This window comes from Kitasatospora sp. NPDC001547, from assembly GCF_042894165.1.
Classification (GTDB): Bacteria; Actinomycetota; Actinomycetes; order Streptomycetales; family Streptomycetaceae; genus Kitasatospora.
In genome coordinates, this window is sequence record NZ_JBIAVL010000005.1 from 67,854 (window position 1) to 89,452 (window position 21,599).

The window sequence follows — 21,599 nt, forward strand, 5'->3', positions numbered from 1 at the left end:
CCGCGGGCACGGGCCTGGCCCGTCGTCGAACTCGCCGACGCGGACGCGATTTCGACGGCGGGCCTCAGATCCAGCCGTGCTCGCGGGCGATCCGCACCGCCGCGTGGCGGTTCTCCGCGCCCAGCTTGGTGGCCGCCGCGGACAGGTAGTTGCGCACGGTGCCCTGGGAGAGCGAGGCCCGTTCGGCGATCTCGGCGATCGAGGTGCCGTCGGCGGCCAGCTCCAGGACGTCCGTCTCGCGCGGCGTCAGCGGGGTCTCGCCGGCGCTGATCGCGTCCGCCGCCAGCTCCGGGTCCACGTACCGGCCGCCGGAGCGCACGGTGCGGATGATGCCGGCCAGGTCCGCCGCCGAGACGGTCTTCGGCAGGAAGCCGCGCACCCCGACCTCCAGCGCCCGCTTCAGGTAGCCGGGGCGGCCGTGCCCGGTGACGATCATGCAGCGGCAGTCCGGCAGCTGCAGCCGCAGCTGGGCGGCCACCTCGATGCCGTCCCTGCCCGGCATCTGGAGGTCCAGCACCGCGACGTCCGGGCGGTGCGCCTGCGCCATCGCCAGCGCCTCCGTGCCGGAGCCGGCCTGGGCGACCACCTCGATGTCGTCCTCCAGCGAGAGCAGCGCGGCCAGCGCGCCCCGGATCAGGTGCTCGTCGTCGGCGAGCAGGACGCGGACGGGTGCGGTGTTCTCGGTCATCGGGCGGTCCTTCTTCCTCAGCCGGCGAGCGGGACGGTGGCGAGCATCCGGAAGACGCCCGCCCCGGTGGGGGCCACGGTCAGCTCGCCGTCGTGGGCGGCGAGCCGCTCGCGCAGTCCGCGCAGCCCGGTGCCGCTGCCCTGGGAGGGGAACGGGATCTCGGGCACCCCGTCATTCTCCAGTTCCAGCACGGCCCGTCCGTCCTCGGTCCGCAGCCGGATCAGGCAGCGGTCGGCCTCGCTGTGCCGCAGCACGTTGGTGGTGGCCTCGCGGATCACCCAGCCGAACACCGACTGGACCGCGGCCGGCAGTTCGTCGGCGTGCTCGCCGAGGTCGATCTCGCAGGCGACGTCCGCCGAGCGCAGCACCGCCCGGGCGCCGATCGCCTCGGCGTGCAGGTCGGCGGCGCGGTAGCCGCGGACGACGTCCCTGACCTCGCGCTGCGACTCCTGGGCGATCCTCTGCACCTCGGCCATCTGGTCGGCGGCCTCCGTACGGCCCCGGCGGGCGAGCTGCACGGCGAGTTCGCTCTTCAGCGCGATGGTGGTGAGGTTGCGGCCCATCACGTCGTGCAGGTCGCGGGAGAAGCGCAGCCGCTCCTCGGCGACGGCCAGCCGGGACTGTGCCTCGCGGGCGGCGTCCAGCTCCCAGACGATCGAGGTCAGCCAGGCGAAGCTGCGGCAGCTGGAGCCGAGGAAGGCCATGCCGATGGTGAGCCCGGTCAGGTATCCGGCGGTGCTCGCGGTGTCGAGCCCGGCCAGCGTCGCGGCCGGGACGACGGCCGCCAGGATGCCCAGCCCGACGGCGGTGGCCCCGCGCGGGGTCAAAGCCACGCAGACCTGGCCGTGGGAGAAGAGCAGCAGGCTGCTGGCGACGAACAGGGTGAAGGGCGGCCCCGGGCTCTCCGCGCTGCCGCCGGTGGGCCCGAACAGCAGGACGGTCCAGGAGCCGGCCACCGCGAGGCCGACCGAGAGGGCGGTCCAGACCCGGTGGTCGGCGGGGCGGCCCAGATAGTGGTCGAGGGCGGCCCGGTAGGCCCGCAGCAGCACCAGGGTGACGGCGAGTCCGATCAGCACGGAGATCCGGACGGCGGGGAGGTTCCCGGGCTGGTCGGCGGCGCTCCCGGCGGCGATCAGGACGCTCGGGAGGACGAACAGCGCCATCAGGTAGAGCGACCAGCGCAGGTACAGCTCGGTGCGCTGGGGTTTGCTCAGGCCCGTCCAGCTGCGAAGCGGTGACCGCATTCTCAATTCTTCCGCCCCAGTTCGATCACGATCTTGCCGGTGTCTTCATATCAGAGGCCCGGAAGGCGCCCATCCATCGGATGAGCGCCTTCCGGGGGGCACGTCCTTCGGGTCAGCGGCGCGGTTCCCAGCGGAAGTAGCGCACCGCGCCCCAGACCGCCAGGCCCAGCCAGATGGTCCCGGTGACCAGGTGCGAGCCGGCCGCGCCCCAGGAGCCGATGAAGTCCGTCGCGGGGGCCGAGCCGTCGGTGCCGAACCAGCCGATCCGGATCAGCTGGAAGGCGGGGGTGGTCGGCAGCAGCCGGCAGACGTCGGCCACCTGGGAGGGCATGACCTCCAGCGGGACGAACAGGCCGGAGCCGAGCTGCATGACCAGCATGACCGGCAGGGTGGTGATGCCCGCGCTCTCCACGGTCCTGGTGAAGGCGCTGGACAGCGCGGCCAGGGCGATCATCGTGGCCAGCGCCAGCAGCAGGCCGACCAGCATCAGCAGCGGGTTGACCGGCACGGCCAGGTGCAGGCCGAGGCTGCCGCCGATCCCGATCAGAGCGGCCATCAGCAGGCCGAGGGCGAGCGAGGGGACGGCGGTGCCGAGCAGGATCTCGACGTCCCGGGCCTCGCCGGTGCGCAGCCGCTTGAGGACCAGCTCGCCGCGCCGCCCGACGTACGCGGCGGTCAGGTTGTAGTACACGACGAAGGCCAGGATCATCCCGACCGAGCCGTAGACCAGCAGCGAGTCGACGTCCAGCCCGGGGTGGGACTCGGCCTGCGCCGACAGCGTGCCCCGCAGGGTGAAGACCAGCACCAGCGGCAGCACCAGGGCGGTGAACAGGGCCGTGCGGTTGCGCAGCAGCAGGGTGGCCTCGGCCCGGCCGAGGGCGAGCAGCCGGCGGACGGCGGTGCTCCGCGGACCGGCGGTGGCGGCGGGGACGGCGGTGGTGGTCATCGGGCGGATCCGATCAGGCGGCGGCGGGCGGGGCGGGTGGCGGCGGGCGCCTGCGGGGGGTTCCGGTGGGCGGCCTCGGAGGCGATCGCGAGGAAGGCCTCCTCCAGCGAGGCGCTGCGGGCGTCCAGGGCACCGAGCGCGATCCCGTGCTGCCGGGCCCAGCCGAGCAGGTCGGTGAGGGTGTCCTGGAGCCCGAGGGTCTGGACGGTGACCCTGCGGCCGTCGACGCCGACCTCGGCTCCGGCCAGTACGGGCAGCGCGGCCCCGGTGAACGCGGGCAGCTCGAAGGTGATCCGGGAGGGCCGGCCGGCGATCACCTCGGCGACGGTGCCGGTGGTGACGACCTGGCCGCCGTGCATGATGGCCAGCCGGTCGGCCAGCTCCTCGGCCTCCTCCAGGTAGTGCGTGGTGAGCAGCACCGTGGTGCCCTGGGCACGCAGTTCGCGGACCAGCTGCCAGACGGCGGCGCGCGCCTCCGGGTCCAGGCCGGTGCTGGGCTCGTCCAGGAAGAGCACCTCGGGGCGGCCGAGCAGGGCCATCGCGAGGTCCAGCCGGCGCTTCTCGCCGCCGGACAGCTGCTTGACCCGGACCTTGGCGCGGTGGCCGAGGCCGACCAGCTCCAGCGCCTCCGCCACCGGGCGGGCGCCGCTGGTCATCCCGGCCCAGACGCGGCCGGTCTCGGCGGCGGTGAGCTCGCCGGGGAAGCCGCCCTCCTGGAGCATGATGCCGATCCTCGGGCGGACGGCGGCGCGCTCCCCGAAGGGGTCCCGGCCGAGCACCCGGACGGTGCCGCCGGTGGGGGCGGCCAGGCCCTCGATGACCTCCATGGTGGAGGTCTTGCCGGCCCCGTTGGTGCCGAGCAGCGCGAACAGCTCGCCGCGGCGGACGGTCAGGTCGACGCCGCGCACGGCGTGGTACCCGGAGGTGCCGCCGCCGTAGTGGCGGTGCAGGTCGGTGACCTCGATCACGTCTTCGCTGGGGCGGGAGGGCCGGCTCGTTTCCATGCCCCAAGCCTCCCGTCGGCCGGGCCGCGGGGGCAGTGCGCGCCGTCATGACCTCGCGGTGGGGATCCACGGGTCGGCGATGACAAACGTCATGGGCGATATCGCGACAGCCGGGGCGGGTTCCGCGGGCGCCGGGGAGGGAATGCCGAAGGGCCCCCTCATTCGAGGGGGCCCTTCGTATCGGAGCGGACGACGAGATTCGAACTCGCGACCCTCACCTTGGCAAGGTGATGCTCTACCAACTGAGCCACGTCCGCAGGTCAAACTATTGAGTTGTGCTGTGCTCGCGCACTGCGAGCGGACGACGAGATTCGAACTCGCGACCCTCACCTTGGCAAGGTGATGCTCTACCAACTGAGCCACGTCCGCATGGTGCCTGGTGGGGCACCCGCCGCCTCTTCGGATCTCTCCGTTGCGGCGACGAGGAATACTCTACAGCATCGTTCGGGGTGGTCGCCCCACCCTTTCGGTCCGGGCGGGCGGGGCGACCGGGAGCGGGCTCCCGCAGGGCTCAGTTCGCCTCGGCGAACGCCTCGTACACGTGCTTGGGGATGCGGCCGCGGGCCGGCAGCTCCATCCCGCGGGACAGCGCCCAGGCGCGGACGGCGGCCGGGTCGGGGGTGAGGGCGGTGCGGCGGAACGACTTTCCGGTGCGGCTCTGGCGGCGGCCGGCGGCGACGAACGGAGCGAGGGCCTCCCGCAGCTTTTCCGCGTTGTCCACGGACAGGTCGATCTCGTACGACTTCCCGTCGACGCCGAAGTGGACGGTTTCCGCGGCGGCGCCGCCGTCCAGGTCGTCGGAGAGCGTGACAACTACACGCTGAGCCATGGGTGTCAATCCTCTCGGGCAATTCGGCCCCGGTCCGAGGGGGTACCGGGGCCTGATGTGCACCAACTCGCGCAAGCGCGTACGGGCGGGCCGGACGGCTCGCCTGATACGCAGCACTTGCCGCGACAGGTGGCCCTATTCTGCACCCGAAGGGGGCCGAAATCGAAGAGTCCGGCATTCTTTTCCGGATATTCACGTCTCTTCGCGGGACTCCTGGATACCGGCGTGCGGGACGGGCGGATCTGTCCCCAAGTGCCGTATTCGGGTGTTCTCCGGACGGCGCCGTTCCGAGCGCCGAATCCGGGGAAACCGGCCGACCCGGTCCGGTGGGGACCCGCCCGGATCCCTTGCGGCGTAAGGGTCTCGGGTCTACGCGCGTCGCTATCCCCGGCCAGCAATCCTGCCCGAAACCACCGGTAGTCTGGAGTTCCCCCGCCTCACCGAAGACACCACCGGGAGTGCCAGTGGCACGCGTCGTAGTCGACGTCATGCTCAAGCCGGAGATCCTCGACCCCCAGGGACAGGCGGTGCAGCGTGCACTGCCCCGTCTCGGATTCACCGGGATCGCCGACGTCCGCCAGGGCAAGCGTTTCGAGCTGGATGTGGAGGGCCCGGTCGACGACGCGGCGCTCGCCCGTATCCGCGAAGCCGCCGAGACCTTTCTCGCCAACACCGTGATCGAGGACTTCACCGTCCGCGTCGAGGAGGAGGGCAAGTGACCACCCGCGTCGGCGTCGTCACTTTCCCCGGCTCGCTCGACGACCGCGACGCCCAGCGGGCGGTCCGCCTCGCCGGCGCCGAGCCGGTCGCCCTCTGGCACCGTGACAAGGATCTCCACCAGGTCGACGCCGTCGTCCTGCCGGGCGGATTCAGTTACGGCGACTATCTGCGCTGCGGTGCGATCTCCCGCTTCTCGCCGGTGATGGAGACCGTCATCGAGCAGGCGAAGCTCGGAATGCCGGTCCTCGGTATCTGCAACGGCTTCCAGGTGCTCTGCGAATCGCACCTGCTGCCCGGTGCGCTCACCCGGAACGACTCGCTGCACTTCATCTGCCGCGACCAGAAGCTGCGCATCGAGAACGCCGGCACCGCCTGGACCCGGGATTACTCGGCGGGCCAGGAAATCGTCGTGCCGCTGAAGAACGGCGAGGGCCGCTTCGTCGCCGAGGAGCGGGTGCTGGACGAACTGGAGGCGGAGGGCCGGGTGGTCGCCCGTTACCTGGACGTCAACCCGAACGGTTCGTACCGCGACATCGCCGGCATCACCAACGCCGCCGGCAATGTCGTCGGCCTGATGCCGCACCCGGAGCACGCCGTGGAGCCGCTCACCGGTCCAACCACCGAGGGCCTGGGCTTCTTCACTTCCGTCCTGAAGCAGCTGGTGAACGCCTGATGAGCCTCGACACCGTCAAGAACGCCGAGCAGACCCCGGACGCCGCCCAGCCCTGGGCCGAACTCGGCCTCAAGGAGGACGAGTACGCGCGCATCCGGGAGATCCTCGGCCGCCGCCCGACCGGCGCCGAACTCGCGATGTACTCGGTCATGTGGTCGGAGCACTGTTCGTACAAGAGCAGCAAGGTCCACCTGAAGCAGTTCGGTGAGAAGAAGCCCGACTCGGACGCGATGCTCGTCGGCATCGGCGAGAACGCCGGCGTCGTCGACGTCGGCCAGGGCTACGCGGTCACCTTCAAGGTCGAGTCGCACAACCACCCGTCGTACATCGAGCCCTACCAGGGCGCGGCCACCGGCATCGGCGGCATCGTGCGCGACATCCTGGCGATGGGCGCCCGCCCGGTCGCCGTGATGGACCCGCTGCGCTTCGGTGCGGCCGACCATCCGGACACCCGGCGCGTGCTGCCCGGGATCGTCTCGGGCATCGGCGGCTACGGCAACTGCCTGGGCCTGCCGAACATCGGCGGCGAGGTCGTCTTCGACTCCTGCTACCAGGGCAACCCGCTGGTCAACGCGCTGTGCGTGGGCGTCATGAAGCACGAGGACATCCACCTCGCGCAGGCCTCCGGCGCCGGCAACAAGGTCATCCTGTACGGCGCCCGCACCGGTGGCGACGGCATCGGCGGCGTCTCGGTGCTCGCCTCCGAGACCTTCGACGACACCAAGCCGGCCAAGCGCCCGGCCGTCCAGGTCGGCGACCCGTTCCAGGAGAAGCTCCTGATCGAGTGTACCCTGGAGATCTTCCGGGAGAAGCTCGTCAAGGGCATCCAGGACCTCGGCGGCGCCGGCCTGTCCTGCGCCACCAGCGAGCTGGCCTCGGCCGGCTCCGGCGGCATGCGGATCGAGCTCGACACCGTGCACCTGCGCGACCACACGCTCTCGCCCGAGGAGATCCTCATGAGCGAGTCGCAGGAGCGCATGTGCGCGATCGTGGAGCCCGACAAGGTCGACCGCTTCCTGGAGATCTGCGAGAAGTGGGACGTCATCGCCAACGTCATCGGTGAGGTGACCGACGGCGAGCGCCTGGAGATCTTCTGGCACGGCGAGCTCGTGGTGGACGTCCCGCCGCGCACCGTCGCCCACGAGGGCCCGACCTACCAGCGCCCGTACGCCCGCCCGAGCTGGCAGGACGCGCTGCAGGCCGACGCCCCGACCGCCGAGCGGCTGGCCCGCCCGACCACCGGCGAGGGCCTCAAGGCCGACCTGCTGAAGGTCGCGAGCCACCCGAACCAGGCCTCCAAGTCCTGGATCACCGACCAGTACGACCGCTACGTGCTCGGCAACACCGTGCTCTCGGTCGGCGAGGACTCGGGCATGATCCGGATCGACGAGGAGACCAACCTCGGCGTCTCGGTCGCCACCGACGGCAACGGCCGCTTCGCCAAGCTGGACCCGTACACCGGTGCCCAGCTGGCCCTGGCCGAGGCGTACCGCAACGTCGCGGCCGGCGGTGCCAAGCCGCTCGCCGTCTCCGACTGCCTCAACTTCGGCTCCCCCGAGGACCCGGACGTGATGTGGCAGTTCGCCGAGGCCACCCGCGGCCTGGCCGACGCCTGCCTGGTGCTCGGCACCCCGGTCACCGGCGGCAACGTCTCGCTGTACAACCAGACCGGCGACGTCGCCATCCACCCGACCCCGGTGGTCGCGGTGCTCGGCGTCATCGACGACGTCACCCGGCGCACCCCGCTGGCCTTCGCCGAGGAGGGGCAGCTGCTCTACCTGCTCGGCGACACGGCGGACGAGCTCGGCGGCTCGGCCTGGTCGCAGGCCGTCCACGACCACCTCGGCGGCCTGCCGCCCAAGGTGGACCTGGAGCGCGAGCGGCTGCTCGGCGAGATCCTGATCGCCGCCTCGCGCGACGGCATGATCGACGCCGCGCACGACCTGTCCGACGGCGGTCTCGGCCAGGCGCTGGTGGAGAGCTGCCTCAAGGGCGGCCACGGTGCGCGGATCATCGTGCCCGAGGGCCAGGACCCGTTCGTCCTGCTGTTCTCGGAGTCGGCCGGCCGCGCCGTCGTGGCGGTGCCGCGCAGCGAGGAGCTCCGGTTCAACGACATGTGCACCGCGCGCGGCCTGCCGGCCACCCGGATCGGTGTCGTGGACGGCGAAAGCCTGGACGTCCAGGGCCAGTTCAGCGTCTCGCTGGCCGAGCTGAAGGACGCCCACACCGGCGTCATCGAGGCCCTGCTGGCCTGACGTCACGGTTCCCTCCGGGGCGGGTGGTTCTCTGGTGAACCACCCGCCCCTGGGCGTATGTTGACGCCCATGCCTGCCAAGTCCCGTACGTATCAGCCGCAGAAGACGAGCGCCGCGCTGGTGGCGCAGTGCGAGGCGGTGCGCGACGTCGTGCACCAGCTGACCGAGTCCGACCTGGAACGGCCGACCCGCCTCGGCTCCTGGCGGGTGCGGGAGCTGGTGACCCATGTGAGCCTGGCGCTGAGCCAGATGCGGGCCGTGCTGGACGCCGCGGAGGTGGACGGGCCGCCGCTCCCGCTGGCCGACTACGCGGCGCTGGCCGCGTCGATGGCCGAGTTCGTCGACGCCGCGACCACGGAGCACACCGCGATCGGCTTCGCCGGCCCGCCCAAGGAGGTGGCCGCCGCGTTCGACGAGGCGCTCGACACCGTGCGGGCCGTGCTCGGCCGGGCGGCCGCGCTGGAGCCGGACCGGCGGGTCACCTTCCTGAGCGGCCATCCGCTCCACCTGACCGACTACCTGGTGTCCCGGCTGGTCGAGACCGTGGTGCACGCCGACGACCTGGCCGACGCGCTCGGCCTGGACGCCTTCCCGCACGACCGCGAGGCCGTCGCCGCCGTCACCCGGATGCTGGCCGACGCCCTCGCCGGACAGGTGCCCGGCGGCGCGGTCGAGCTGCGGATCCCGCCGTACGCGGTGGTCCAGGCGGTGCCGGGGCCGAAGCACACCCGCGGCACCCCGCCCAACGTGGTGGAGACCGACCCGCTGACCTGGATCCGGCTGGCCACCGGCCGGGCCGACTGGGCGGCGGCGGTGGAGGCGGGCGAGGTGTCCGCCTCGGGCGAGCGCAGCGACCTGAGGGAGTACCTGCCGGTGCTGCGGTAGCCCCCGGCTACCGCAGCTGGCCGGCCAGGGCCTCGGCGGCCCTGCGCAGCGGCTCCCCGGCGAGGGCGCGGTCCAGCTCGGCGCCGGTGCGGTCCTGGGAGACCAGCAGTATGAGGTCGCCGTCGCCCTTGATCGGCACCCGGGCGAGGGCGGCCCCGCCCGTGCCCGGGACCAGCTTGGCCTGACCGGCAGCCGGCTGGTCGGTGGAGATCTGCTGGAGCTGGTCGACCCCGGCACCGGCGGCTCGCTGGATGAGCGGCAGCACCAGGTTGACGGCGACCCCGCGCTGGGTGGTCGCCACCAGCTCGGCCCTCACCGGGGTCCCGTCCACCCGCCAGTCGCAGCCGACCGAGGCGTGCGGGGGCCGGGCCGGGACCGACGGCATCTCCGGCGGGTGGGTGAAACCGGACGGCCACGGCTGCGGTGGCGCGCCGGAGCCCGTGTCGCCGTCCACGGCGCGCCCGTCCCCGGTGTCCGGGGTGGCCGTGCCGGGGATCCCGGCCGCGGTGAGCGCCTTGCCGAGGTCCAGGCCGAAGGGGCAGACGTCCTGCCCGCCCTGGTTCTGCCGGAGCTTCTCGGCGGTCGAGCGGACGGCGTCGTACGAGAGGGCGCCCGAACCGGGCAGGCTCCCGGACGAGGACGTGCAGGCGGCCGTGCCGAGCAGGACCCCGGCGGAGGCGAACAGGGCGGCGAGGGTGCGGCGTCGGGCGGTGGTCATGACCGCAGACTATGGACTGTTCCAGCCGGGTTGGCCAGCCCTGCGGCCGGTTCCGCGGCCCGGTTCACGGGACGGCCGGCCCGCTGAGGTAGGCGCCCTCCGCCGAGTACGGCCAGGCGTTGGGCGCGCAGCCCTTGAGGCCGTAGATCTGCTGCATCATCGCGGGCGCGGGCTTGCCGTCGCCCGGGCAGCCCTCGTGCCCGTGGCCGATCCGGTGGCCCACCTCGTGGTTGACGATCAGCGCCCGGTACTCGTCCAGCGGTCCGCTGAACTGGGGCGAACCGGTGTTCCAGCGCTTGGAGTTGACGAGCACCTGGTTGCCGACGTTGCAGTTGACCTCGCCGTGGGTGTCCAGGCCGGAGGCACCGCAGATCCGGTCCACGGTGGCCGGTGAGGCGATCTTCACGGTGAAGTCGTACGGGCCGTCGGCGACCAGGTGGAAGCCGTTCCTGCGGTCGTTGGTCCAGCCGCGCCGGTCGCCGAGGATGCCGTGGATCTGCGCGGCGGCGGTCGGGGCGTCGATGCCGATGCCGTCCTCGACCTCGACCCGGTAGCGGCGCACGTTGCCGCGCCCGACCGGCTTGGCGGTGGCGGGGGCGACGGCGAAGGTGCCCGCGCCCTTGGTGGGCCCGGGGTCCGGCCCGGCGGGGCCGGGCGGTGCGGCCGGGGGCGCGGTGGGCGGTGCGGCCGGTGTCGGGGGCTGTGCGGGTGACGGGGCTCCCGCCGGTACCGGTGCGGGGGCGGCGGCCGGGGGCGGGGCCTGCTCGGGCGCCGGCGCCGCCGTGGCGGCCTGCTCGGCCGGCGGGGCGACCCTCGCCTGGGTGGTCGACGGGGCGGCGGCCGGCGTCCCGCCCGGGCGGGTCAGCGCGATCGCGGTGGCGCCCAGCACCAGGACGGAGAGCGCCAGTGCCGTGAGCATGCCAGGACCGGGTCCGCGCCGCGGCCGGCGGCGTCGGCGACCGCCCTTCCGGGGCGGTGCGGTGCGCCGGCCGACGGATCGGGCTGCGGACATGATCTTCACACTGGCACGACGAACGGGTGAATGTCCACACACCCCGGACGCGGCCGGCGGTGCGCCGGTGGCGGTGAACCGCACGGGACGGCGGTTGACCCCTGCGTCTCGGGTGGCAGACTTCAGGGCATGGCGATTCACAGGAACCTTCTCGACGGTCCCGAACCGACCCTCCTCCCGGAGGAGGAGCGGCCCTACCGGATGCTGGCGGAGGAGTCGGCCTCCCCGACCCAGGTGGCGGCCGAGTTCCCGGCCTTCTGCCTGGCATGGGCGATGCTCGCCGACGACGCCTACGCGGCCGGCCGCTACGTCGAGTCGTACGCCTACGCTCGTACCGGCTACCACCGTGGCCTGGACGCGCTGCGGCGGAGCGGATGGAAGGGGCACGGCCCGGTGCCGTGGGAGCACCGCGGCAACCGCGGCTTCCTGCGCTGCCTGGCGGCGCTCGCCCGGGCGGCCGGCGCGATCAAGGAGACCGAGGAGGAGACCCGCTGCTGGCAGTTCCTGAAGGACAGCAGCGCTGAGGCGTACGCGGAGCTCAAGCAGTAGACACCCCCCGACACACGGGTGCCCCCGGCGGTCTCCGCCGGGGGCACCCGTGTTCCGCGCTCGGGCGCGGGCCCTACGCCGAGCGCGGCCCTACGCCGAGCGCGGCCCTACGCCGGGCGTGTGCCCTGCGCGGGGCGCGGGCCTCACTTCAGGCGCTTGCCCGCCGAACGCAGCTGCTCGGCGGCCTCGACCACGCGGGCGGCCATGCCGGCCTCGGCCAGCTTGCCCCAGGTGCGCGGGTCGTAGGTGTTCTTCTTGCCGACCTCGCCGTCGACCTTCAGCACGCCGTCGTAGTTGGCGAACATGTGGCCGGCCACCGGGCGGGTGAAGGCGTACTGGGTGTCGGTGTCCAGGTTCATCTTCACGACGCCGTTCTCCAGCGCGGTGGCGATCTCCTCGGCGGTCGAGCCCGAGCCGCCGTGGAAGACGAAGTCGAACGGGTCGGTCTTGCCGTACTGCTTGCCGATCGCGTCCTGGAGCTCGCGCAGCAGCTCCGGCTTCAGCACGACGTTGCCCGGCTTGTACACGCCGTGCACGTTGCCGAAGGAGGCGGCCAGCAGGTAGCGGCCCTGCTCGCCCAGGCCCAGCGCCTCGGCGGTGCGCACGGCGTCGTTGACGGTGGTGTACAGCTCGTCGTTGATCTCGTGGGTGACGCCGTCCTCCTCGCCACCGGTCGGGGTGATCTCGACCTCGAGGATGATCCGGGCGGCGGCGGCCTGGGCCAGCAGCTCCTGGGCGATGGCCAGGTTGTCGGCGAGGGTCTCGGCCGAGCCGTCCCACATGTGCGACTGGAACAGCGGGTCCCGGCCGTTGGCCACGCGCTCGGCGGAGATCGCCAGCAGCGGGCGGACGTAGCCGTCCAGCTTGTCCTTCGGGCAGTGGTCGGTGTGCAGCGCGACGGTGACGTCGTACTTGGCGGCCACGATGTGGGCGAACTCGGCGAGCGCGACGGCGCCGGTCACCATGTCCTTGTTGTGCTGGCCGCCCAGGAACTCCGCGCCACCGGTCGAGATCTGGATGATGCCGTCGCTCTCGGCCTCGGCGAAACCACGCAGCGCGGCGTGCAGGGTCTGCGACGACGTGACGTTGATGGCCGGGTAGGCGAACTTGCCCGCCTTGGCCCGGTCCAGCATCTCGTTGTAGACCTCGGGAGTTGCGATGGGCATGCGATCCGCTCCTGTCGGGTTGCGGCGTACGGACGGTGCTGTCCGACGCTGTGTACGCCTTCGTGACGACTCCGTGCCGGCCCGCCGACGCGCGGCGTTGCGGTGTGGCTCTCCGGCACGTTCGAGGCGACCTCCGCGGTACGGCCATGAGGGTGGTGTGCCGTTGCGGACCGGACGCCTGTGCCATCTTCCCAGACTCGTGCCCGCAGGTCAGCAGGAGCCCGCCATGCGGAACGGCGCACGGCACGGGCGCACGGCGGTTCCCGGGCGGCCCCGGCGGGGGGCGGGAGCGGTCCCGGCCGGGCTCCGCCGGCACGGGACGCCCGCTCCGTCGGCGAGGTGCGCCCGCTATCCTGCGCCCGTGGACTACAACCAGCTGGCCGTCAACCTGCTCGACGCCAAATCCCTGATCTCGTCCCTCGGCGCCATCGGGCTGATCGCGATCATCTTCGCGGAGACCGGCCTGCTGGTCGGCTTCTTCTTCCCGGGTGACTCGCTGCTGATCCTCGCGGGCGTCGCCGCCTCGAACGCCGCCTCGTCGGTGCTCGGCGACGGGGCCAAGCTGCCGATCGCCGTCCTGCTGATCGGCTGCCCGATCGCGGCGATCGCCGGTGCCCAGCTGGGGCACCTGATCGGCGCCAAGGTCGGACCGAAGATGTTCGACAAGCCCGAATCGAAGATCTTCCGCCGCGAGTACGTGGTGAAGGCGGAGGAGTACTTCAACAAGTTCGGCTCCGGCAAGGCGGTGGTGCTGGCCCGCTTCATGCCGATCGTCCGCACCTTCCTGAACCCGGTCGCCGGCACCCTGGAGATGCCCGCCCGGACGTTCTTCCTCTGGAACGTGGTCGGCGGCGTGCTGTGGACCGAGTCCATGCTGCTGATCGGCTACTTCTTCGGTGACGCGCTCGCCCCGGTGATCGACAAGTACCTGATCCCGGCGGTGCTGCTGATCGTCCTGCTGTCGATCTCGCCGATCCTGGTCGAGGTCGTGCGCGAGCGGCGGAAGAAGCGGGCCGGCGGCGTCGAGGCCGCCGACGACAACCAGGTCCAGGCCGGTGGCGGCCGGCACCGGCGCGGCTGAGCGCCCGGCGCCCCGGACACGGCGAGGGCCGGTGCTGTTTCACGTGAAACAGCACCGGCCCTCGGTCGTTCGTCGTGCCGGGCTCGTGCCGGGCCGGGTCAGAGGCCCAGGTCGTCCAGGGTGTACGCGGTCACGTACTCCAGGCCCTGGGCCTCCACGGCGGCCGCGCCGCCGCGCTCCACGATCACCGCGACGCCGACCACCTCGGCGCCCGCCTCGCGCAGCGCCTCCACGGCGGTCAGCACCGAGCCGCCGGTGGTGGAGGTGTCCTCGACGGCCAGCACCCGGCGGCCCTTGACCTCGGGGCCCTCGATCCGGCGCTGGAGGCCGTGCGCCTTGCCGGTCTTGCGGACCACGAAGGCGTCCAGCTGCCGCCCGCGCGCGGCGGCGGCGTGCAGCATCGAGGCGGCCACCGGGTCGGCGCCCAGGGTCAGACCACCGACGGCGTCGTACTCCAGGTGCGAGGTCGCGTCCAGCATCACCCGGCCGACCAGCGGGGCGGCCACGCCGTCCAGCGTGATCCGGCGCAGGTCGACGTAGTAGTCGGCCTCCTTGCCGGAGGAGAGGGTGACCTTGCCGTGCACGACGGCCTTGTCCTTGATCTGTGCCAGCAGGGCGTCGCGGTCGTTGCTCATGAGCGTTCAGTCTAGGCCCTGCGCACGGACGCGGCGCCCCGGCCTCAGCGTCGGCGCAGCGCCCTGACCAGCACCACGGCACCGCCCAGCAGGGCCACCGAGCCGCCGATCACCCACGGCACCGCGTTGCGGCCGCCGGTGCCCGGCACCACGATCCCGCCGGCCTCGCCGCCCCAGCGGGACGCCGCCCGGGCCCGCGCGCTGCGGGCGGGCAGCGCCGGGGCGTACGGGCCGCGTGGCGGGGCGTGGTCCACCTCCTCGGCGGACCGGCCGACGATGCTGCGGCGCACCGGGCCGCTGAGCGCCGGCTCCTCCTCGTACGCGAAGAGCGGCTCGGCGGGGAGTTCCTCGGCGACGCCGTCCTGCTCGGCGGAGACCCCCTCGCCGTCGACGTCGTCCTCGTCGTCGTCGGCGGAGCCGGTGGGCAGGCCGAAGCGCTCGGCGTCGGCGTCGGAGAACGCGATCAGGTCGGAGAGGTCGTCGTCCAGGTCGTCGCCGGGCTGGTCCTGGCGCTCCTCGATGAACACCACCCCGGCCTCGATCCCCTCGGCGGCGGAGTCGGCCGCCGAGGCGTCCTCCTGGTCCTGGTCCTGCGGCTGCTCGCCCTCCGGGGCCACCAGCGCGGCGGCGAACCTGTCCAGCAGGCGGCGGCCGGTGGCGTCGAGGGTCTCCGCGTCGAACTCGGTCAGCCGACCGGTGGCGCTGAGGTCGCCGGTGAAGCGGATCGCCGCGGTGCCGTCCTCGGCGCCGTCCGCGACGCTGACCCGGACGGTCGCGGTCACCTCGCCGCTGCCCCGGGCCTCCTCGCCCTCGGCGAGCACGGTCAGCACGCCCTCCCGGCCCTCGATCAGCGACAGCACACCCTTGTACGTGATCGTGGAGCCGCCGATCCGCAGCTTGAGCCGGCCGCTGATCTCCTCGGCCGCACCGGCCCCGACCGCGGCCGGCTCGGTGCTCAGCCCCGGCACGCTCCGGGCCAACAGCGCCGGATCCTGCAAGGCCTGCCGCACCAGCTCGGCGGACATCGGGACGACAACCTCATGCTCCATGCAACGGAGCCTACCGACTGGGCCCCGCACGGTCCCTACCCACCACCACCAGATTTTCCGGGTCCCCGCTTGTTCCCCCGGCCGTCGCACCACCGCCGGGCCGCCCCCGGCCGTGCCCGGTCGTCGGCGGACGGGCGGACGGGCGGACGGGCAGCGGGGGCGAGGACGCGGGACGGTGGGGCCCTTGGCGGTCGCAGCCCTGCCTCCCCCTCCCCGGCCACCCCCGCACGGCTGGCGCCAGGTCATCGCTCCTGTGGCCTCAGTGGGTGAGAACAGCCGGGAGGGGGGTGGGGCGCGGTCGCACCACCGCCGCGCCTTCCGACCCATGCGGGGCTGGCGGCGCCGTGCCTTGGCCGTTGGTCCGGTGGCGGCAGCGGGGCCGCACGGGTGAGGGCGGCCGGGGGCGGGGCGCGGTTCCCTGTCGCGACTGTTTCCTGGCCGTCGCGATCTCGTCTCCTGAGCCCTGCCGCCGCCCCCGCGGCGTCGGCGGGGGCCGAGGGGCCGGGCGTTTCCTGCCCCTTCTTGTTCCCTTGGCGTCGCGACCTCGCCCCCTCCGTCCTGTCGCCGCTCCTGTGGCGTCGGCGGGGGCCGAGGGGCCGGGCGTTTCCTGCCCCCTCTGATTCCCTTGGCGTCGCAACCTCGCCCCTGCCCCGCCCCCGCGGCGTCAGCGGGGGCCGAGGAGGGTGAGGGCGGCCGGGGGGTGGGCGGGGCGGAGGGGGGTGAGGCGGGTGGCGGCGGCGTGGAGGGTTTCGGGGGTGAGGGCGCGGGGCGGCGGGGCGTCGGGGGCGAGGGTGAGCGGGGGCGGGGTGGCGGCGGCGAGGAGGAAGTTCTCGGCGCCGTCCGGCGGCCCGGGGCGGCAGCCGGCGGTGGCGCTGCCCGGGACGGCGTACGGGACGGTCCGCAGGCCCGTCGTCCGCAGGCCGGACTCGATCTGCCAGAGCCCGGCCAGGTCGCTGCCGGCGCGGACGGCGAGCCGGCCGCCGGGGGAGAGCAGCCGGCCGGCGAGGCCGTAGAACTCCTGGGAGTGGAACTTGACCGGCCCGCCGTCGGCCGGTGCCGGGAGGTCGGCGAGCACCACGTCGTACGGGCCGTCCCCGCCGGAGGCGTCCGCGCCGCGCAGCCAGGCCATCGGGTCGGCCGCGGTGGTGCGGACCCGGGGGTCGTCCAGCGAGTGGCCGCCGAGGGCGGCGAGCCCGGGGTCGGTGCGGGCGAGCCGGGGGAGGGCCGGGTCGGCGTCGACCAGCCGGACGGTGCGCACGCCCCGGTGCCGCAGCACCTCCCGCAGGGCGAGGCCGTCGCCGCCGCCGAGCAGCAGCACCCGGGCGTCCGGGCCGGCCGCCATGGCGGGATGGACCAGGCCCTCGTTGCCCCGGTACTCGTCGGGCCCGCAGACCGCGAGCCGGCCGTCCAGGTAGAGCCGCAGCGGGCCCTCGGCGGGGCCGGAGAGCACGATCTCCTGGGAGCGGCCGCGGGTCGCGTAGCGGACCTGGTCGCCGTACAGGGCGTGCCGGGCGGCGCGTTCGACGGCGTCGGAGCCGGCCGCGGCCGCCGCGAGCAGGGCGAGGACGAGCAGGCAGCCGCCCCAGAGCAGCCGTCGTATCCGGGGGGCGGGTTCCTCGCGGAACAGCCAGAGCACCACGGCCGCTCCGGCGACGGCGTTGACGGCGCCGGTGAGCAGGGCGCCGTCGCCCGGTCCGAGGGCGGGCAGGATCAGGAACGGGAAGGCGAGGCCGCCGATCAGCGCGCCCACGTAGTCGGCGGCGAACAGGTCGGCGACGGCCCGTCCGGCGTCCTCGCGCCGGATCCGTTGGATGAGGGTCATCAGCAGCGGGATCTCGGCGCCGATCAGGACGCCGATCAGGCAGGTGAGGCCGACCATGGCGGCCTGGTAGCGGCCGATCCAGGCCCAGCAGGAGTAGAGCGCGAGGACGGAGAGTCCACCGGTGAGCGCGAGCGCGCACTCGACCAGGGCGAAGGCGGTGGCGGGCCGACTGGTGAACCGTTTGGCGAGCAGCGAGCCGAGGCCCATCGCGAACACCATGACGGAGAGCACGACGGAGGTCTGGGTGACGGTGTCCCCGAGCAGGTAGTCGCCGAGCGCCACGAGTTCGAGCTCGTAGACGAGTCCGCAGGCCGCGCAGACGAACGCGGCCAGCAGGACGGTCAGGCGGGCGAGCCGGGGGCTGGAGCGCAGCCGGGACCGACGGCGGGTGGGCGGGAGTGGGGCGAGGCCTCGCCCGGGCCGGAGCGGGGTGCCGTCGTCGAGGTCCACTCGCGGGCGTGCGGGCGGACCGGCCGGATGGTTGATCACGAACAAACGCTAGGGGACGTGCGGGACGGATGGCTGCGCCCATCCGACGGACAGTGGGCGACGTCGGATTGACGAACCGTTCCTGCGTACGATTCGTAGGCCTGTGGTGGGCGGCCTGCGGCCGGATCGGTGCACCGCTCCGGGCTTCGGGCGGTCATGCCCCGGACACCACCAGCGAGGAGCGGGTGCACACCAGCTGCCCCTCCTGGGGGTAGGCGTGCCAGGTGCGCCAGAGTAGCCGGTCCGCGCCGCCCTGGGTGACCAGCGCGGTGAAGGCGCTCGGGTCGCCCGGGAAGACCCCGGCCAGGCCCCGCGGGTGCCCCTCGACCAGGGCCAGCAGCTCCTGGGCGCGGGCCGCGAAGTCGTGCGGGGGCAGCGCCTCGATCCGGGCGGCGAACTCGTACTCCCAGCCGCCGACCTGCTTGGCCACCCGGGCCGGCAGCGGGGTGCGGCGGCCGGGCAGGCAGGCGACGGTCTCCAGGCACTGGCCCGGGCCCGCGTCGATCACCACCTGGTGGGAGGCGCCCAGCAGGCGCAGTTGGAGGGCGCCGGAGGTGCCCGGGCGGCCGGCTCCGTCGAGTCTCAGGTCGCGGACGGCGAGAGCGGGCAGCGGGTCGCCGCCGAGGCACCAGGCGAGGTCACCGGCGCGGGTGTCCGTGTAGGAGGTCTGCAGTGTGGTGAGCATGCTCGGCTCCGCGTTTCAGCTCCGTGCGCGCCCGTCGGGCAGCAGCGAGTAGGCCTAGGCGATGGCGAGGCTGTTCGTGGCTGTCCGGCCCTGGGCGCGGCCGACCGTGGAAGGAAGGATTCCGGCTGGAGATTCAGCAGCAGAGAAGCACGAATACGCCGGGTCCGCCGGTGATTTACCCAACTTTGTCAAGCATTCACCGTTTCGAGCACACCTGCTTCCCGGGTCTGATCGAGCCCATGTGCGAGTCTGCACAGCGCGCGCCCCTGCCACCGGATCGTGCGCCGTGCGCGCCGGGTGTGCGCCGTTCGGGTGCATCACGCACCGCCGCCCTCCGAACGCGGGGCGCGGAGGGCGGCGGGGAAGTGCCGGCGCGGCGGACGGACTGCCACCGTGGCACCAAAAGGGCAAGCGGATCAAGTGAGTTGGTGATCAATCAGAACTGGTGTCGGATCACCGGCGGTCCTGTTCGAGGGGCGCGAAAGGGGGCGTGCGGCCGCTCACAGGCGCTGCAGCCGGGTGACGGCCTCCTGGAGGACCTCGTCCTTTTTGCAGAAAGTGAAGCGGACCAGGCTACGGCCGGCCTCCGGGTCGTCGTAGAACACCGCGTTCGGGATCGCGACGACGCCGCAACGGCCGGGCAGGGCACGGCAGAACCCGATGCCGTCCTGCTCGCCGAGCGGGGTGATGTCGGTGGTGACGAAGTACGTGCCCTCGGGGGTGAACGCCCGGAAGCCGGCCGAGGTGAGGCCGTCGACCAGCAGGTCCCGCTTGCGCAGCAGGTCGGCGCGGAGGGCGTCGAAGTACGCGTCGGGCAGCCGCAGCGCCTCGGCGACGGCGTACTGGAAGGGGCCGGCGCTGACGTAGGTGAGGTACTGCTTCGCGGTGCGCACGGCCGCGACCAGCTCGGGGACCGCGGTCACCCAGCCGACCTTCCAGCCGGTGAAGGAGAAGGTCTTGCCGGCCGAGGAGATGGTGACGGTGCGCTCGCGCATGCCGGGCAGGGCGGCGAGGGGGCGGTGGACGGCGCCGAACACCAGGTGCTCGTAGACCTCGTCGGTGACGACCAGCAGGTCGTGCTCGACGGCGATCGCGGCGACGGCGGCGAGCTCCTCGGCGGTGAGGACGGTGCCGGTCGGGTTGTGCGGGGTGTTGATCAGCAGCAGCCGGGTGCGCGGGGTGACCAGCGCGCGCAGCTCGTCCAGGTCGGGGCGGAAGGACGGGGCCCGCAGGGTGAGCGGGCGGCGGGTGGCGCCGGCCATCGCGATGCAGGCGGCGTAGGAGTCGTAGAAGGGTTCGAGGGCGATCACCTCGTCGCCGGGCTCCAGCAGGGCCAGCAGGGTGGCGGCGATGGCCTCGGTGGCACCGGCGGTGACCAGCACCTCGGTGTCCGGGTCGTACGACAGGCCGTACAGGCGCTGCTGGTGCTCGGCGATCGCGGTGCGCAGCTCGGGGATGCCGGGGCCGGGCGGGTACTGGTTGCCGCGGCCCTCGCGCAGGGCCCGGACGGCCGCCTCGCGGACCTCCTCGGGCCCGTCGGTGTCCGGGAAGCCCTGGCCGAGGTTGATCGAGCCGGTGGCCGTGGCCAGGGCGGACATCTCGGCGAAGACCGTCGTGCCCATCCCGGCCAGTCGGCGGTTCAGCAGTGGCCTGGTACCCATCGGTGGCTCCCTCACGGCTCGTCGTCAGGGCCATCCTGGGTCAGCCGGGAGCCGGGGACAAGAACGGCCCGCCACCGGCGCTGAGGCGGTGGCGGGCCGTACCCGGGGGCGCGGGGCGGGATCAGGCCTCGTCGGTGCCCTCGGTGCCCTCGCCGTCCTCGCCCTCGATCTCGTTCTGGAGGCCGAGGCGCTCGACGATCCACTGCTCGAAGCCGACCGAGGCCTGGGTCCAGTTGGCGGTGGTGGTGACGAAGTAGTCCAGGTTGACGCCGGTGCCGACGATCATCTGGGCCTCGCCGATCAGGCGGACCACGCCGTCCTCGTGGGTGTGGGTGTAGACCTTGGGCCAGAGGGTCTCGCGGTTCCACTCGTCGATCAGGTCGAGGATCTCGCCCTTCTTCTCCAGCGGGTACGAGCGGTCGTAGAAGGCGCGCACCGCGAAGAGCTCCTTCTGCTCGCCGCGGAACATGTAGTAGACGCGGAAGCCCTCCCAGGGGGCGGTGAGGTCGCCCTCCTCGTCCACGACGTGCTTGAGCTGCATCTGGTCCAGCAGCTGGGCGACCAGGGCCTGGTCCGGGACGACGATCGGCGGCGGGCCGGCCGGCCGCCCGCCCTGGCCGCCGGGCTGGCCGCCCTGGGGGACGCCGAAGGACGGGATGGACGACGGGTCGATGCTCATGGGGGTCCTCTTCCTCAGTGCACGTGGTGGCCGGCAATGAGAGGCCGCCCTTTCCACCTCCCATCCTGCCTCATCCGGGGCTCCGCTCACAGGGGCAGCCGAGGGGTGCGTCGATCTTCGTCCGGCGTTCTTTCCGGCGTCCTGCGTTGCCTCCGGCGGGGGCCGAACGGGTGGTGGTCACGCAGGGTGCGCGGCATGGGGCCGGACCGGGGCGCGGGGCCGCACGGAGGGGTGGGCGGGAGCCGGGCACGCAGCCCGGCGCGCTGGTCCGGCGGCCCCGCCGGGCGGTCGGCATCGGCGCGCCGAGGAACACGCGTCGGTCAAACACCGTTACTGCCGGGAGAGTTGAGCCGTCCTGAGGCGGACGGCCCGGAATCAGGGAGGGAACGGGCATGGGTGGAGCGACGGGGGACGGCGCGACGCTCGGGGCGCTGCTGCGGAGCATCCGGCTGGACCGGGGGATGACACAGGAGCAGTTGGGCGAGGCGACCGGGCTGAGCGTGCGGTCGATCCGGGACCTGGAGCGGGAGGTGTCCTGTCCGCGGGTGACCACGCTGCGGCTGCTGACCCAGACCTGGGGGCTGCCGGACGCCCAGGTGGCCGAACTGCACCGGTTGGCGCGCAGCCGCCGGGACCGGGCCCGGCGGCTGCTGCGCTCGGGCGGCGGGGCGACGGCCGAGTGACCGCCGCGGAGTAGCCGAACCGGGCCCCGGGCGCGAACCGGCCCCGAGCGCGGACCGGGCCGAGCGCGGACCGGGCCGCCCCCTTGCCGCCGGAGCGGAGGGGGCGGCCCGTGCGCCGGACGCCCG

General features: G+C 73.4%; 21 protein-coding genes and 2 tRNA genes. 7 read left to right on the top strand and 16 right to left on the bottom strand.

The features are described 5' to 3' along the window. Positions 1-64: 64 nt before the first annotated feature. The 7 genes from ACFY0X_RS11150 to ACFY0X_RS11180 all read right to left on the bottom strand — a co-directional run bounded on the left by ACFY0X_RS11150 (position 65) and on the right by ACFY0X_RS11180 (position 4,711). The gene (locus tag ACFY0X_RS11150; protein WP_387752080.1) at positions 65-688 is read right to left on the bottom strand and encodes a response regulator; all 624 of its coding nucleotides are present in this window, start codon (positions 686-688) and stop codon (positions 65-67) included. Positions 689-705: 17 nt separating this feature from the next. Further along, positions 706-1,932 carry a sensor histidine kinase gene (locus tag ACFY0X_RS11155; protein WP_387752083.1) on the bottom strand — a complete coding sequence of 409 codons (1,227 nt, stop codon included), beginning with the start codon at positions 1,930-1,932 and terminating at the stop codon, positions 706-708. Positions 1,933-2,044: 112 nt separating this feature from the next. Beyond that, complete coding sequence (locus ACFY0X_RS11160) at positions 2,045-2,878, bottom strand: ABC transporter permease (RefSeq protein WP_387752085.1); 834 nt, start codon at positions 2,876-2,878, stop codon at positions 2,045-2,047. Then, positions 2,875-3,882 carry an ABC transporter ATP-binding protein gene (locus ACFY0X_RS11165; RefSeq protein WP_387752088.1) on the bottom strand — a complete coding sequence of 336 codons (1,008 nt, stop codon included), beginning with the start codon at positions 3,880-3,882 and terminating at the stop codon, positions 2,875-2,877. The genes ACFY0X_RS11160 and ACFY0X_RS11165 overlap by 4 nt, the downstream gene beginning before the upstream one ends. Before the next feature lie 184 nt (positions 3,883-4,066). Then, positions 4,067-4,139 (bottom strand) — tRNA-Gly (locus ACFY0X_RS11170). 39 nt (positions 4,140-4,178) lie between these two features. Beyond that, positions 4,179-4,251, bottom strand: a tRNA-Gly gene (locus tag ACFY0X_RS11175). Positions 4,252-4,393: 142 nt separating this feature from the next. After that, positions 4,394-4,711: an Lsr2 family protein gene (locus ACFY0X_RS11180; protein ID WP_030056585.1), complete on the bottom strand. Its 318-nt coding sequence runs from the start codon at positions 4,709-4,711 to the stop codon at positions 4,394-4,396. 464 nt (positions 4,712-5,175) lie between these two features. Between ACFY0X_RS11180 and purS the strand changes: the two genes are divergently transcribed. The 4 genes from purS to ACFY0X_RS11200 all read left to right on the top strand — a co-directional run bounded on the left by purS (position 5,176) and on the right by ACFY0X_RS11200 (position 9,244). Then, positions 5,176-5,430 carry a phosphoribosylformylglycinamidine synthase subunit PurS gene (purS, locus tag ACFY0X_RS11185; protein ID WP_049654013.1) on the top strand — a complete coding sequence of 85 codons (255 nt, stop codon included), beginning with the start codon at positions 5,176-5,178 and terminating at the stop codon, positions 5,428-5,430. After that, entirely contained in the window at positions 5,427-6,104 is a 678-nt protein-coding gene (gene purQ / locus ACFY0X_RS11190; protein WP_387752090.1) for a phosphoribosylformylglycinamidine synthase subunit PurQ, read from the top strand. The genes purS and purQ overlap by 4 nt, the downstream gene beginning before the upstream one ends. Further along, positions 6,104-8,359 carry a phosphoribosylformylglycinamidine synthase subunit PurL gene (gene purL / locus ACFY0X_RS11195; RefSeq protein ID WP_387752092.1) on the top strand — a complete coding sequence of 752 codons (2,256 nt, stop codon included), beginning with the start codon at positions 6,104-6,106 and terminating at the stop codon, positions 8,357-8,359. The genes purQ and purL overlap by 1 nt, the downstream gene beginning before the upstream one ends. Positions 8,360-8,428: 69 nt before the next feature. Next, positions 8,429-9,244: a sterol carrier family protein gene (locus ACFY0X_RS11200; protein WP_387752094.1), complete on the top strand. Its 816-nt coding sequence runs from the start codon at positions 8,429-8,431 to the stop codon at positions 9,242-9,244. Between the two features lie 7 nt (positions 9,245-9,251). Here the strand turns inward: ACFY0X_RS11200 and ACFY0X_RS11205 are convergent, their stop codons facing one another. Continuing rightward, complete coding sequence (locus tag ACFY0X_RS11205; RefSeq protein WP_387752097.1) at positions 9,252-9,962, bottom strand: hypothetical protein; 711 nt, start codon at positions 9,960-9,962, stop codon at positions 9,252-9,254. Positions 9,963-10,026: 64 nt separating this feature from the next. Continuing rightward, the gene (locus tag ACFY0X_RS11210) at positions 10,027-10,881 is read right to left on the bottom strand and encodes a DUF3152 domain-containing protein (protein ID WP_387752100.1); all 855 of its coding nucleotides are present in this window, start codon (positions 10,879-10,881) and stop codon (positions 10,027-10,029) included. Positions 10,882-11,103: 222 nt separating this feature from the next. Between ACFY0X_RS11210 and ACFY0X_RS11215 the strand changes: the two genes are divergently transcribed. Further along, positions 11,104-11,523: a DUF3151 domain-containing protein gene (locus tag ACFY0X_RS11215; protein ID WP_350749668.1), complete on the top strand. Its 420-nt coding sequence runs from the start codon at positions 11,104-11,106 to the stop codon at positions 11,521-11,523. Positions 11,524-11,666: 143 nt separating this feature from the next. Here ACFY0X_RS11215 and fbaA read toward each other — a convergent pair whose 3' ends face one another. Then, positions 11,667-12,689: a class II fructose-bisphosphate aldolase gene (gene fbaA, locus ACFY0X_RS11220; protein ID WP_387752104.1), complete on the bottom strand. Its 1,023-nt coding sequence runs from the start codon at positions 12,687-12,689 to the stop codon at positions 11,667-11,669. A gap of 361 nt (positions 12,690-13,050) precedes the next feature. Between fbaA and ACFY0X_RS11225 the strand changes: the two genes are divergently transcribed. Next, on the top strand, positions 13,051-13,770 hold the full coding sequence (locus tag ACFY0X_RS11225) for a DedA family protein (protein ID WP_387752106.1): 720 nt from the start codon (positions 13,051-13,053) through the stop codon (positions 13,768-13,770). 98 nt (positions 13,771-13,868) lie between these two features. On the opposite strand, the gene pyrE is transcribed toward ACFY0X_RS11225, so the two are convergent. The 6 genes from pyrE to ACFY0X_RS11255 form a co-directional block, all read right to left on the bottom strand. Continuing rightward, entirely contained in the window at positions 13,869-14,405 is a 537-nt protein-coding gene (gene pyrE / locus ACFY0X_RS11230) for an orotate phosphoribosyltransferase (RefSeq protein ID WP_387752109.1), read from the bottom strand. Between the two features lie 44 nt (positions 14,406-14,449). After that, positions 14,450-15,454, bottom strand: a complete 1,005-nt coding sequence (locus ACFY0X_RS11235) for a CoxG family protein (protein WP_387752112.1) — start codon at positions 15,452-15,454, stop codon at positions 14,450-14,452. A gap of 664 nt (positions 15,455-16,118) precedes the next feature. Beyond that, positions 16,119-17,765, bottom strand: a complete 1,647-nt coding sequence (locus ACFY0X_RS11240) for a polyamine aminopropyltransferase (RefSeq protein WP_387752114.1) — start codon at positions 17,763-17,765, stop codon at positions 16,119-16,121. Between the two features lie 154 nt (positions 17,766-17,919). Next, positions 17,920-18,450, bottom strand: coding sequence for a DUF2617 family protein (locus tag ACFY0X_RS11245; RefSeq protein WP_387752117.1), 531 nt, complete (start codon positions 18,448-18,450; stop codon positions 17,920-17,922). 500 nt (positions 18,451-18,950) lie between these two features. After that, entirely contained in the window at positions 18,951-20,111 is a 1,161-nt protein-coding gene (locus ACFY0X_RS11250) for a pyridoxal phosphate-dependent aminotransferase (RefSeq protein ID WP_387752120.1), read from the bottom strand. A 121-nt stretch (positions 20,112-20,232) separates the two neighbouring features. Next, complete coding sequence (locus ACFY0X_RS11255) at positions 20,233-20,790, bottom strand: YbjN domain-containing protein (RefSeq protein WP_387752122.1); 558 nt, start codon at positions 20,788-20,790, stop codon at positions 20,233-20,235. A gap of 392 nt (positions 20,791-21,182) precedes the next feature. Between ACFY0X_RS11255 and ACFY0X_RS11260 the strand changes: the two genes are divergently transcribed. After that, a complete protein-coding gene (locus ACFY0X_RS11260) occupies positions 21,183-21,473 on the top strand; it encodes a helix-turn-helix domain-containing protein (RefSeq protein ID WP_387752125.1) in 291 nt (96 codons plus the stop codon). Positions 21,474-21,599 lie beyond the last annotated feature (126 nt).

What these genes read in the sequence shown, in the direction of transcription:
- ACFY0X_RS11150 (WP_387752080.1), bottom strand. Translation starts at nt 688, where the DNA reads ATGACCGAGAACACCGCACCCGTCCGCGTCCTGCTCGCCGACGACGAG.
- ACFY0X_RS11155 (WP_387752083.1), bottom strand. Translation starts at nt 1,932, where the DNA reads ATGCGGTCACCGCTTCGCAGCTGGACGGGCCTGAGCAAACCCCAGCGC.
- ACFY0X_RS11160 (WP_387752085.1), bottom strand. Translation starts at nt 2,878, where the DNA reads ATGACCACCACCGCCGTCCCCGCCGCCACCGCCGGTCCGCGGAGCACC.
- ACFY0X_RS11165 (WP_387752088.1), bottom strand. Translation starts at nt 3,882, where the DNA reads ATGGAAACGAGCCGGCCCTCCCGCCCCAGCGAAGACGTGATCGAGGTC.
- ACFY0X_RS11180 (WP_030056585.1), bottom strand. Translation starts at nt 4,711, where the DNA reads ATGGCTCAGCGTGTAGTTGTCACGCTCTCCGACGACCTGGACGGCGGC.
- purL (WP_387752092.1), top strand. Translation starts at nt 6,104, where the DNA reads ATGAGCCTCGACACCGTCAAGAACGCCGAGCAGACCCCGGACGCCGCC.
- ACFY0X_RS11200 (WP_387752094.1), top strand. Translation starts at nt 8,429, where the DNA reads ATGCCTGCCAAGTCCCGTACGTATCAGCCGCAGAAGACGAGCGCCGCG.
- ACFY0X_RS11205 (WP_387752097.1), bottom strand. Translation starts at nt 9,962, where the DNA reads ATGACCACCGCCCGACGCCGCACCCTCGCCGCCCTGTTCGCCTCCGCC.
- ACFY0X_RS11210 (WP_387752100.1), bottom strand. Translation starts at nt 10,881, where the DNA reads ATGCTCACGGCACTGGCGCTCTCCGTCCTGGTGCTGGGCGCCACCGCG.
- ACFY0X_RS11215 (WP_350749668.1), top strand. Translation starts at nt 11,104, where the DNA reads ATGGCGATTCACAGGAACCTTCTCGACGGTCCCGAACCGACCCTCCTC.
- fbaA (WP_387752104.1), bottom strand. Translation starts at nt 12,689, where the DNA reads ATGCCCATCGCAACTCCCGAGGTCTACAACGAGATGCTGGACCGGGCC.
- pyrE (WP_387752109.1), bottom strand. Translation starts at nt 14,405, where the DNA reads ATGAGCAACGACCGCGACGCCCTGCTGGCACAGATCAAGGACAAGGCC.
- ACFY0X_RS11235 (WP_387752112.1), bottom strand. Translation starts at nt 15,454, where the DNA reads ATGGAGCATGAGGTTGTCGTCCCGATGTCCGCCGAGCTGGTGCGGCAG.
- ACFY0X_RS11245 (WP_387752117.1), bottom strand. Translation starts at nt 18,450, where the DNA reads ATGCTCACCACACTGCAGACCTCCTACACGGACACCCGCGCCGGTGAC.
- ACFY0X_RS11250 (WP_387752120.1), bottom strand. Translation starts at nt 20,111, where the DNA reads ATGGGTACCAGGCCACTGCTGAACCGCCGACTGGCCGGGATGGGCACG.
- ACFY0X_RS11255 (WP_387752122.1), bottom strand. Translation starts at nt 20,790, where the DNA reads ATGAGCATCGACCCGTCGTCCATCCCGTCCTTCGGCGTCCCCCAGGGC.
- ACFY0X_RS11260 (WP_387752125.1), top strand. Translation starts at nt 21,183, where the DNA reads ATGGGTGGAGCGACGGGGGACGGCGCGACGCTCGGGGCGCTGCTGCGG.